The sequence below is a fragment of the Psychrobacter sp. 219-2-C genome (assembly GCF_049560815.1).
GTDB lineage: Bacteria > Pseudomonadota > Gammaproteobacteria > Pseudomonadales > Moraxellaceae > Psychrobacter > Psychrobacter faecalis.
In genome coordinates this window covers 805,715-817,824 of sequence record NZ_CP186933.1, presented here as the reverse complement: position 1 = coordinate 817,824, position 12,110 = coordinate 805,715, and the positions used below count along the sequence as shown (strand labels likewise).

General features: G+C 43.1%; 10 protein-coding genes and 1 pseudogene. 8 read left to right on the top strand and 3 right to left on the bottom strand.

From position 1 onward, the window contains the following. Positions 1 to 128: 128 nt before the first annotated feature. Positions 129 to 827 (top strand): phosphate regulon transcriptional regulator PhoB, encoded by a 699-nt coding sequence (gene phoB, locus ACPEGP_RS03285; protein WP_102076460.1) that lies wholly within the window; start codon positions 129 to 131, stop codon positions 825 to 827. Positions 828 to 1,036: 209 nt separating this feature from the next. Next, a complete protein-coding gene (gene phoR / locus ACPEGP_RS03280) occupies positions 1,037 to 2,107 on the top strand; it encodes a phosphate regulon sensor histidine kinase PhoR (RefSeq protein WP_102076459.1) in 1,071 nt (356 codons plus the stop codon). A gap of 113 nt (positions 2,108 to 2,220) precedes the next feature. Here the strand turns inward: phoR and ACPEGP_RS03275 are convergent. The 3 genes and pseudogenes from ACPEGP_RS03275 to ACPEGP_RS03265 all read right to left on the bottom strand — a co-directional run bounded on the left by ACPEGP_RS03275 (position 2,221) and on the right by ACPEGP_RS03265 (position 6,197). Further along, positions 2,221 to 3,064, bottom strand: a pseudogene (locus ACPEGP_RS03275) (transposase). Between the two features lie 76 nt (positions 3,065 to 3,140). Then, the gene (locus tag ACPEGP_RS03270; protein WP_102076457.1) at positions 3,141 to 3,890 is read right to left on the bottom strand and encodes a siderophore-interacting protein; all 750 of its coding nucleotides are present in this window, start codon (positions 3,888 to 3,890) and stop codon (positions 3,141 to 3,143) included. Between the two features lie 105 nt (positions 3,891 to 3,995). Next, on the bottom strand, positions 3,996 to 6,197 hold the full coding sequence (locus ACPEGP_RS03265) for a TonB-dependent siderophore receptor (protein ID WP_423813918.1): 2,202 nt from the start codon (positions 6,195 to 6,197) through the stop codon (positions 3,996 to 3,998). Positions 6,198 to 6,356: 159 nt separating this feature from the next. Between ACPEGP_RS03265 and ACPEGP_RS03260 the strand changes: the two genes are divergently transcribed. The 6 genes from ACPEGP_RS03260 to ACPEGP_RS03235 all read left to right on the top strand — a co-directional run bounded on the left by ACPEGP_RS03260 (position 6,357) and on the right by ACPEGP_RS03235 (position 12,020). Then, positions 6,357 to 6,596 (top strand): hypothetical protein, encoded by a 240-nt coding sequence (locus tag ACPEGP_RS03260; RefSeq protein ID WP_265089129.1) that lies wholly within the window; start codon positions 6,357 to 6,359, stop codon positions 6,594 to 6,596. An 8-nt stretch (positions 6,597 to 6,604) separates the two neighbouring features. Next, entirely contained in the window at positions 6,605 to 6,844 is a 240-nt protein-coding gene (locus ACPEGP_RS03255) for a hypothetical protein (protein ID WP_423813917.1), read from the top strand. Between the two features lie 632 nt (positions 6,845 to 7,476). Then, complete coding sequence (locus tag ACPEGP_RS03250; RefSeq protein ID WP_423813916.1) at positions 7,477 to 9,648, top strand: TonB-dependent siderophore receptor; 2,172 nt, start codon at positions 7,477 to 7,479, stop codon at positions 9,646 to 9,648. Positions 9,649 to 9,707: 59 nt separating this feature from the next. Further along, entirely contained in the window at positions 9,708 to 9,998 is a 291-nt protein-coding gene (locus ACPEGP_RS03245) for a hypothetical protein (RefSeq protein ID WP_201590689.1), read from the top strand. A gap of 26 nt (positions 9,999 to 10,024) precedes the next feature. Beyond that, a complete protein-coding gene (locus tag ACPEGP_RS03240) occupies positions 10,025 to 11,725 on the top strand; it encodes a PepSY-associated TM helix domain-containing protein (RefSeq protein ID WP_423813915.1) in 1,701 nt (566 codons plus the stop codon). A 1-nt stretch (position 11,726) separates the two neighbouring features. Next, the gene (locus ACPEGP_RS03235; protein WP_423813914.1) at positions 11,727 to 12,020 is read left to right on the top strand and encodes a DUF3325 family protein; all 294 of its coding nucleotides are present in this window, start codon (positions 11,727 to 11,729) and stop codon (positions 12,018 to 12,020) included. The last annotated feature ends 90 nt before the right edge of the window (positions 12,021 to 12,110 follow it).

The window sequence follows — 12,110 nt, the reverse complement described above, 5'->3', positions numbered from 1 at the left end:
CAGCATTTAACGTATCGAGTCACTGTGTCATCAAACTGTCATAATTAAGCCGTTTAATGGGCAGACGTTGATAAGGGCTTAGTATTTTTGTTTTCCAATTTTTTGTCTTTCAATAATGAGGCGATGGTATGCGCAATGAGCAGATTTTGATTGTCGAAGATGAACCTGCAATTCGTGAGATGGTGGTAATGACGCTAGAGATGGCGGGCTTTGAGAGTTTACAAGCGGCTGACGTCGCAGAAGCGCATCAACAAGTGGTGGATCATAGACCCGCGTTGATTTTGCTAGATTGGATGTTACCGGGTGATAAAAGTGGTATTGATTTTTGCCGTATGCTTAAAAATGATGAGATGTTGGCTGAGATACCCGTGATTATGCTGACGGCCAAAAGTGAGGAAGATAGTAAGGTTCATGGGCTTGATGCGGGCGCTGATGACTATATGACCAAACCCTTTTCAACGCGTGAATTAATCTCCAGAATCAAAGCCGTATTACGCCGTAGTCGTGCGCTTAGTAGCGATAAGCCAATTGAAATAGGCAAGCTTAGCCTCGATCCTAAAAGCCAGCGTATCACCGCTGATAATAAAGTCATTGATATCGGACCGACAGAATATCGCTTGCTGGCGTTTTTTATGAGTCATCCCGAGCGTGCTTATACGCGCACCCAGCTGCTAGATCAGGTCTGGGGCGGCAATGTCTATATCGAAGATCGTACGATTGATGTGCACATCCGGCGTTTACGCAAATTACTACAGCCTTATGGTTGCAGTGCCTTGATTCAAACGGTTCGCGGTACCGGTTATCGGTTTTCGAGTCTGGTTGAATAACGCTATCGATTTTGAAAAATAGCCCATTATTTACAAGGCAGCTTACGAGGCAGGAAACCAGCGTTAAGAACATTCAGTGCTCAGAGGCATAAATATTTAGAATATTGAGTACTGAGAAGCATAAGTACTGAGAATATTTGGTGCTAAGAATAGTCAGTGCTAATAATAAGTGCTAAGCATCATACTGGTAATAAAAAAGAGAGAAACACATGATAACGCCAAGGGATATTGAGCAACAGGACATCGAGCAATACTCCACCGATCAGCTGAAAAAAATCAGAAGTGCCTTACGCGCACTGCGAGATGCGGTTATTTTGCTAAACGACGATGATGGTTTGGAGTGGTGGAATCAGGCCGCCGAGGATTTGTTATTGTTGCAGTCAGCGGATCATGGCAAAAGTATTTTTGACTTTATTAACGTCCCTGAGTTTCGGCAATACTATCAGAGCATGGTGACACCCAATGATGGTGTACATATGAAGTCATGGCAAGATCCTAACCGTTATCTTAAATGTGAGCTCACGCCTTTTGGCGATGAAAAGCTGCTGATTATTTATGATGTGACCCGCTTACAACACTTAGAGCAAATGCGCCGCGACTTTGTGGCAAATGTCTCGCATGAGTTACGAACGCCATTGACTGTACTGATGGGCTATCTGGAAAATTTCTCAGATCAGGAAGACATGCCGCGGCAATGGCGACGCGGCTTTGAATTAATGACGCAGCAGACCGCGCGCATGAATAGAGTGGTCAATGACTTGCTGCTGCTGTCTCGGATTGAAATCGAAGAGACACATGAGCTGCATTATATTGATATGACCAAGCTGCTCACGCATGTCTATGATGATGCGCAGGCTTACAACCAAGGATATGGCCATACGCTGCATTTACAGATAGATACCTATGATGGTCTTTACGGCTCGGAGATGTATTTGAACAGTGCGTTATCCAATTTGGTGATTAATGCGATTAAATACACGCCAAAAGCAGGTAATATCGTCATCAGCTGGGCAAAGACTGCAGAAGGCTGTCGGTTTGCCGTCAGTGATGATGGTATTGGTATTGCGCCACAACATGTCGCACGGTTGACCGAGCGTTTTTATCGAGTGGATAGCGGGCGCAGTCGTGCGACAGGTGGTACGGGGCTGGGGCTGGCGATTGTAAAGCATGTGTTATATCAATATGACACGACTTTGCAAATTGAATCGTCAGAAGGCAAAGGCTCGACATTTAGCGCCGTTTTCCCCGCCGCTCATATTCGTTCAGCTGTTATAGATTGAGTTTCTTACCTTTTAGCTTTTAGCCTTTAGGTTTATTATCGTTTACCTTCCTCGGTCAATTCAACATAGCGATTATGATAATTTAACAATACCTTTTAGGATGTGTATAGAATTCAAATGAGTGGCAACCAGATAAAGACACAAGCAAGCATTACCGCTGCTGCATAGCTATCTTTGAGCTTATGATATCGCGTGGCAATGCCCCTAAAATGTTTCAACCTAGCAAAAGCGTTTTCTACCAAGTGACGGCAACGATACAAATACCAGTCTAGTGTGTCATTGTTGCTGTTTTTAGAGTTCGACTTAACGGGTATGACTGATACCACCATGAACGCCAGATATTTGCTCAGGACGCAAGTTCTCTTTAAGCTTGTCTGTCACCCATGCCCAGAGGTCAGCCACAATAGTTGTGGCGTTGTTAGCCCGTCTGTCACAAGCCTTGTTATTAGCATACTTTGCTCGGTAACCTCGTAGGCTTTTATTACGCCTAAGCTCTCTTGATATGGTACTGGGACTTCTGTTTAACGCCCTCGCTATAAAATTAATACTATGTTTTGCCCCTTTAAGGGCATAAATCTGGTATCGTTCACCTAGGCTTAGATGTGTATAGCTCATGGTTGCAATCTCACTTTGGTCGGTGGATAAAAACTTTGATGCTAGCGCATCTAGGTCTTTTTTTCACCTTGCATTTGGTATTGCACTTCATGTGTTAATCTAAGTGATTATTTTCATGAGCTTTTGCCATTTACCGGTTTTACGCCAATAACGGTATTGATGATATATGCGAGACCAATGACCGAAATAAGAAGGTAAGTCTCGCCATGGACAGCCTACTCTTATGCGGTACAGCATGCCTTCAACGGTACGTCTTAGATTGGGCTTGTTATATACGTTAATTTGTCGCAATATAATAAATAGCTTGTGCCAAAGTTCATCGTTGAGCTTGGTGCGAGTCATAAGTGATGCCTTATTTCTTTGTTGTGGTAAACAGTAGAGTAAGGCGTTGCTTATGTTTTTCAATGGTTCCTCAATTCTATACAGCCCCTAGATTTTTTGCATCTTTCTGCTTCTCAACTTTATGCTGGTCTTCTGTGCTATCGACTTTCCAATAGCTGGATATGTATAAATGCGTTTTTGGTATTGAAAAATATGTTTTAAAGTGATGGCGCAGGGCGCGCATACTATGAAATTCACATGCTGCCCACACCGCAGGCTGGCCTGCTAGCCACGTAAGCGTTTTGACCCTTTCAAGTAATGGGCTGCTTTCGGTATTTGGATGTGAGTTGATCACCCAGTGAATGTCAACGTTGTCTGGTTTTTTGAGTAGTTGCTTATCCGCTTCACTGGTGACCTCAAGGACTGCATAGCCGCAGGCATCAGCAGGTAGCTGGGCAAGATTAACGCTAATGGCTGGTAGCGCTGTCATATCACCAACCAATAAAAACCAATCTGCCTCATTATTAATCAGCTTCTTTGGCCCTGGGCCGCCGACCAATATTTGCTCACCCACTTGGGCGTTACGTGCCCACATTGAAGCAGGCCCTTCAGCGTCATGCAAAGCAAAATCCACATCTATTTCATCCTCACGTTGTCCGCTAATGGTATAAGTGCGCATCAGTGGCCGAGCCCCATGGTCTTGAGGAAATATGAGTTTAATATAAGCGCTTTCTTGATCTTTTGGAAAGTCAAGCAGGCCAGTACCGCCAAGCGTGACGCGGTACATCTGTGGCGTGATGTATTTGGTACGAACAACATTCAATGTTCTTGGAGCGGGTTTTGCCATTTTAATGCCTTTCTTAATTTAAGTGTTTCATTTTTTAAGTTATCAGTTTAGATAGCGCCAGTATATAAAACGGACATTCTCTAGTAATGATAAGCTCTATATTGTTTAAAAGTTGGTCTTTAGACTGACGGACATCTGGCGCTCGGGTCCCATCCAGCAGTTATTACTATCGTAGCAAGTACCGACATAGGTTTTATCAAACAAATTATTGATACTAGCGCCAACGGTGAGCATCGGATGGATTTGATAGCTGCCACCAATATCTACCAAGGTCACACTTGGCAGCTCGTCTGAATTTTGCTTATCAAGTTGCATGCCGTCTTCATATCGAACCCCTGCATTGAGAGTAAGCTTATCTGTGGCGTAATAGTCTGCCCACAGTGTTGCTTTGTGTTTAGCGGTTTGTGCTGGCGTATTGCCGACCACGTCAGGGTTGAATTCATCTTCGGTAATCTCAGCATCGGTATAGCTGTAGCTTGCAGCAATATCTACCCAATCACTTAGCATGTGGCTGCCTGAAACCTCGAAGCCTTTAGAGGTGATTTCACCCGTTTGAACTTTCTGTTGAGAATTAGCGGGGTTCGTTACTATGACGTTTTTTTGGGTAATATCAAACACCGCCAACGTTCCTTGTGTGGCGCGATCTGGGGACAGATATTTGATACCAGCCTCTAACTGGTCAGCGGTGGTGGGCTCAAATGCCTTATTAGTAATGAAGTTGCTACCGACAACAGGCTGAAACGACTGGGAATAGCTGGCATAGGGTGATAGACCATTATCAAAATCATAAATAGCAGCAAGACGACCACTGGTTTTTGAGGCATCATTAAAAACAGTTTCTTCACTAGGTGAACCTAGATAGCTTGATTTTTGCTCATTGGTACTTTCAAAATCGTCATGGCGTAATCCTGCGACCACTGTCAGATCTTGCCACTGCATCTCATCTTGTATATAAAACCCCAGCTGGCTTTGTTCGATATCATCTTTCTGATAATAGGTATCCAATGGTAGCATGTCAGTACTAACTTGAGTAAAACTAGGTTTAGATAGATCAATAGGTAAATCTTCGCTGGCGAGCGTATCTCGATAAGTCGCCCTACTATCAGTTTCTTGATATTCCACACCGAATAATAAATTATGCGAGGTGTTGGCAGTATCTAACTGATAAGCCAGCTGATTGTCGGTGGTCCAGTTGGTCATCGCCTCATCAGTGGTGTAGGCGCTACGCTTCAAAACCTTATCACTACCATCAATGAACCCTCTATTATAGATATTACGTTGCTCTGCTTCGGCATCGGTATAGCGTAGGATATGCTTAAAAGTTAATTTGTCATTGATAGCCCAGTTGACAGTCACACTTGGCATCAGAACTTCTTTGCTAAAATGATTCCATTCGTCTCCTGCGTAGGCATCACTATCTAGCTTGCCATAGCTAGCATTGTAAACTGTCCCAACAGCCGGCAGCGGGGTAGAAGGCACCATCTCTGGATCGTCTTGATAAAAAAGATTGGCAAGAACGGAAACATCTTCTGTCGGTCGCCATTCAAGTGACGGATTAATTAAAGTGCGTTCTTCTTCTGTGGTCTGCATCTGACCCTCTTTTTTACGTTTTAATGCCACCAAGCGATAATTAAGCGTATCTGAGATAGGGCCGGTCGTATCGACTGCCACTTCTTTGAGGTTTTGATTGCCAAAGCGCAACTGTACTTCAGACTCTTGAGTGCTTTTTGGTGTTTTGGCGACCTGATTGACCATGCCACCTGGTGCCGCGTAGCCGTAAAGTGAAGATGCTGGGCCTTTTAACACTTCTACCGCTTCAGTCGCATAAATGTCTACTTGCGGCATCAGGTTCCAAGCGCCGTCGTAGGGGAGGCGCAATCCATCATAAAAATTGGAATAAGTCTTAAAACCACGAATGTTGTATTCATCAAAAATAGATACCGTACCGCGGCTCTCAGTACTCACCCCAGGCTCATAACGTAACGCCGCATTAACGCTATCTGCTTGACGTTTTTGTAATAGTTCTTGATTGATTCTGCTATAGCTCATTGGGGCATCACTAGGGTCTAATGCAGTTTTAGTACCCGTACTACGGTAGCTGTCAGCGTAAATCGTGATGGTATCTAAGGTCGTCGCTGGTGTCGAACTAACCGTAGCAATATTCTCTTTTTTATTTTGGTCATTTTCAATACTATTTGCCGTTTCTTCAGCGTATGCAGCATGGCTAATACTCATTAATAAGCCAATATTGACTGCCATTCTTAATTGTTTTTTTTGGGCAGATTCGGAACGTGAAAGAGACGGCATCGTATTTCCTTTCAGATAGAAGTAGTTGAGGGTTTTGAGTTAAAAGATGTGGATGCTAAATACGAAAATAATTATAACACTAATGATTATTATTATCATTAAAAAATTAAACTAAGAGTTATTATAGACATATTAGAAGTGGTCATTGGCGACACTTACATGAGATACATCAGTCGTGCATTAAATACGGGCAGTACCAAAGAGGTACCTTGGGTGCTAGAACTGTCGCCAATGCTGCTGTCAGGGTCAACCAAAGGTGAGAACGGTAACGCGTCTAATATTCCCATTATGATTGTTACGGTAGATAGGTTTGCTCGTGAGATTGGCTTTGAAGGGTGTTATCAGCTGAATCTACCACAAGGCGCGACAGAAGTGTGGACGATTAGCAAAATTCTATGAGCTATGATATGAAAAGTCCAACGGCTGACCGTACGGTACATATCGACCGCTATTCGGGGAAGATATTGGCTGATATCCGCTTTGAGGATTACAATGATTTCGGCAAATTTATGGCAGCGGGTTCGGCTATTCATATGGGAACGCTAGGATTATGGAGCGTCTTAGCCAATGTGCTGTTTTGCTTGCTTATCTGTGATTGCAATTTGTGTGAGCGGTTATGTCATGTGGTGGCAACGTCGTCCTCGTAATACCAACGAAATCACTGGACTAAATCCACCAGCATGTGAACAAGATTTTTCTATATGGTGGCCGTTTGCCATTCCATTGCTTGTGGTGGCTATTATATTCCCAGCAGCAATCGTTGTGATTTTGGCTATTGCGTTATTGGATCTCCTTCTGCTCTCCTGTGTCGAGTTCTTACAGAAGCTATTTAAGTAATCAATACTGTTAAATTTAGTCCGTAATAGTTAACGTCTGATAGATACTGGGCTTAATTGAGGCGACCTTTAGAAGGTAGCCTTTTTTGCTGTGCTATTTTTATTTATAGTGCTTTCTATCAAAAATATTTCAATACTGTATTGATAATCATTATTATTATCTTTATCATGTACAAACTCTAATGTAACAAACCATATATTTACTTACCAATACTTTAATAAATAGCTCATTTTTTATAGCGTTTTATTAAGCTGACAAGTAATCGTGAGCATTGTTGCTTTGAATAACTGCCTTCCCTCAAATCCTCCTCACTTTCATTGAGATATCATTGATGTTTATGATTACACAAAGTAGAAAACAGCATAAACCTAACCTTTTAAGTTGGTTTGTTAAGCGAACCATGCACCTTTCAGCCATTGCTTCGTTGGCAGTAAGCTCATCTATGATTCATGCTGAAGTATCACAGCAACCAAACGATGACAACGGCATTGAAATCAATAGTGATGACAATAGGTCAGAACCAAGTACCACGCTACCAACTATCGTGGTTATGGCAGAGACCAATAAACAAGTCACGGAAAATACTGACAGCTATACAATCCCTGTCACCAGTAGCGCCACGGGTATGGACTTGTCGGCCAAAGAAACCCCGCAAGCGGTCAGTGTGGTTACCAACCAGCAAATCAAAGATCAAAACTCAAACACCCTAATAGATGTGCTTAAACGCACGCCTGCTATCCAAGTAAGTAGCGTTGATGGCGCGCGTAATGGTCTTTCATCAAGAGGCTTTGCTATCAATAGCTTCCAAATTGACGGCTTAAATACCGATTTTGTCCAGCAAGCTGCCATGGGCGAATACTCTGCCAATACCGCGATGTTTGACCATGTTGAAATCGTACGCGGCGCGACTGGTTTGATGAGTGGCTCAGGCGACCCTTCTGCCAATGTCAACTTGATACGCAAGCGGGCTGATAGTAGCGTTCCAAAAACAGAGCTATCCGCCAATGTTGATCGTTACGGGCAGTATGGTCTCAGTGTTGACCGTAGTCAGCCATTAAGCGAAAGCGGGGCGATACGAGGCCGAGTGGTGGCTAGCTACCAAGATGGTGATACCTTTATCGACCGTCAAGAATTGGGTCAAAGTCTGCTTTATGCCACAGTAGATGCGGACCTGGGCGACAGCACCACGGTCAGTGTGGGCGCTAGCCGTCAACACAATAAATCAAAATCAACCATGTGGGGCGGTTTGCCAAACTACCTAAGTGATGGCTCAAAAGCGGATTGGGATACCAGTAAAAATGGCAGCGCAGATTGGACAAACTGGGATTCTGATAATACCTATTACTTTGCAGATATTGACCATGATTTTAATGCCGATTGGAACTTGACCACCAATGCTAGCTATAACGAGAGTGACAGTAGTCCAAAGCTGCTTTATATGTATGCCAATGGCGACCAAGTCGTGAATCCTGATACCGGACTGATTTTTAACCTAAACCCATTTCATGCCGATACCGAACGCAAACAGTTCAATGTTAAAAGCAAGTTAACTGGTAATTTTGATGCATTGGGAAAGACGCATAAGCTCATCGTAGGCGGCTCTTATAGCAAAAGTGATCTTGATACTTTTACTTATAAGTCACCGCCTGATGGTATATTGCCGCTCCCAGATTTTTCTGACTGGGATGGCAGTTATCCTGAACCAGAATGGGGAGCGCGCAATCGCAGCTCTGATGTCACAACCAAAGAAAAAGCTATCTTTGCGGCAACTCAGCTCAAACTATCGGATCCTTTAGCCGTTATTTTAGGCACGCGTGTGTCTGATTTTGAACGCTCAGGTGTGCAGTATGGCCGTAACGTCAACACGGAAGCCAAACATATCTGGACTCCGTACGCAGGGATTACCTATGCGGTTAATGACAATCACAGTCTTTATACCAGCTACAGTGATATCTTCAAACCTCAAACTCAGCGTGATATAAACGGTAAATTCCTCGATCCTATCGAAGGTAAAAACTATGAAATCGGCCTAAAAAGTGAGTCAGATAACGGCACATTACAAAGCCAAGTGAGTATTTTCAGAATCGAGCAGGACAACCTTGCTCAACTCGATGGCGGTCAAATAATACCCGGCACCGATCTCGAGAAAGCCTACTACGGAGCAGAAGGTGCCACCAGTCAGGGCGTAGAAGTACAAGTGTCTGGTCAAATCAGCGACCAACTGCAAGCGAGTGTTGGTTATACGCATTTTAATGCTGAAGACAACAAGGGCAAAACCATCAATACTGGCTTTGCTGATACCACGCTGAATCTGTTTGCCACTTATAATCTTGATCATATCATTCCTAATTTAACCATTGGCGGCGGCGTTGACTGGTCAAATGGATACTATGGCATTGTCAAAAACCCTGTGACGAAACAATCTGAAAAGTACGGTCAAGATGACGTGACGCTTGCCAATATCATGGCAAGATATAGCTTTAACGACAATCTTGAAGCGCAGGTTAATGTGAATAATTTGTTCAATCAAAAGTATCTTGCGGGCAGCACTTTTAGTGAATTGACTTACGGTGAGCCTTTGAATGTAGTCGGCAGATTAACCTATCGCTTTTAATCGATCGCTTTCACTTTTATGCCGATCAAGACCTTTCACTTTCACACGCAGGCAGTCACATGAGTAAGCGCCGTAGCAGTCATGGTTTTTATCTACCTGAGTTTAAAGTCCTCAGTCGTATTTTTTTAGCGATTATTGGTAGCTATGGCATCGCGGTGCTTACGAGTTTGACGTTTTTGGCCTTACCTATAGATGAGATTTCTGCCATCTATTGGGGTCAAATTGCTAGCGTTGTTGTATGCGCGCTCATTCTTGTCTTAGTATTTTTTTTGCGACGTTTATGGCTGGCATGGACGCTGGTCGTCGGTATTGCAGGGATATTAGGGATGTTTGATTATGTCGCTATTTAGATTTTTCTTACCATCAGGCTGTTATTATGCCATCAGACACTACTAAGATCCAAACTGCCACAATCAGTAATATTCAGACAAAAAATAAAACTAAAGTGAAGGGCTATCGAGTCATTTTGTCTGACGTCCATACTTGGTTTGGCCTGTTGTTAGGTTGGTTGCTATTCACCATTTTTCTGATGGGCACAGTCAGTTATTTTAATAATGAGCTGACGGCATGGATGCAACCTGAAATTCCGGCACGCTCTCAGCAAACGCCATTCACGTCTTCAACATTTACGCACAACCAAAATCTGACGTATCTAGAAGACAAGTCAGATGGTTTTGCTATGGCAATCACTCACTTACAGCAAACCCAAGCCCATGCCAAAAACTGGTTTATTGCTAAAGATATTGATAGCGATAATATTGCTCAACGTCTGCATATTAATGTGACTACAGATGACAAAAGGCTAAAATACCAGTTTGATACGCAAACCCAAATGGCATATACACCAAGAGATACCGTAGGCGGTCACTTCTTTTATCGTATGCATTTTGATTTGCATTATATGAGTGTGATATGGGCCAGAATTATCGTCGGTATAGCTTCTATGATGATGTTGATTGCTATTATCACAGGCGTTATTGTCCACAAAAAAATATTCACGGATTTTTTTACCTTTCGTTGGGGTAAGGGGCAACGCTCGTGGCTTGATGCGCACAATGCTTTTTCTGTGCTGCCAATACCGTTCCATTTGATGATTACCTTTACCGGCATCATTACCTTGATAACCTTGTATATGCCGTGGGCAGGCATGGTGTCTGGGGTAGATAATGAGCAGTTTTTTAAGGAAATTTACTCTTATCGGGCAGCGGATGCAACCCAGTTACAGGCTGCCCCTATGGCCAGTATTGCTCCATTGCTTGCCACGACACAATCTGATTGGCGAAAACGTAACTCCAATTATACCGTGACCAGTGTCAGTATTAATCATCCCAATACTGACCAAAGTATGATTATTATCGACGGTAAAGCCGAGCATCAATTATCGACATTAGGGGTGTTTCGTATTTATGATGGGCAAACAGGGGAAGTACTCAAAGACAGTCGACCGCCGCCGCTCGCTGTGCAAACACAAGCGGTCATGATAGGTTTACATGCAGGACGCTTTGCTGATAATTGGCTGCGTTGGTTGTACTTTTTATGTGGTACAGCGGGCTGCGGTATGATTGCATCAGGCTTAGTGCTTTGGACGGTTAAACGTCGCCGCCAATTATTAACTATAGATAAGCCTGATTGGGGATTTTGGTTAGTAGAAAAGCTCAATATTGCCACACTGGCGGGATTACCTTTAGCGATGATAGGTTTTTTATGGCTCAATCGTTTATTGCCGTTAGAGTTATTAGGGCGAGGCAAGTGGGAGGTAGATGGATTTTTTATCATCTGGGCGTTTGGTTTTTTGCTGACGTTATTACTGTCTAGTCGCCAGGCGTGGCGTCTATTATTAACATTGGTCACTCTATTGCTTTTATTCACACCGCTACTCAACGGCCTAACTACCGAGCGCGGATTGCTTCACAGTATCTTGAGCGTCGATGTGCTATTCATCAGCTTTGACGTTATGTTTTTTATTCTAGCCTTGCTGTTTGCTTATATCACTTATGTGGTCAGTTTTAAGAAAGCATCTCACCAGCAAAAAATAAAGTCGCCTAGTCGTTCAAAGCTTCAGATGGAAAATGTATAGTATGTCTAACGTAGTGTTATCTGGATTGCTATTGGCATTTAATCTGCTAGGTATGATGGCATTAATGATGACCAGTAAAAGACATAGGGATAAGTTTCATCATGATGAGCAGAAACGATATATCACTAAACAGCAATGGTTACGATGGCTGGGGTTGCTACTGCTATTGATAAGTTTTATCTTCCCTTTTTTTGCACCTCCTACTGGTTATTTTATCGTTGTCTGGTTTGCCAGCTTAATCGTAGCAGCAGGAATTGTATATTTGAGCATGGTCATTTATGAAAAATTGGCCTAGTCAGTTTATATAAAAGCGCCAAATTCAAAATAAAATGCTGCTATAAAGTTCTCCTGCTTGCTATGTGTCTTGTCCGCCAAAGGCTATGCT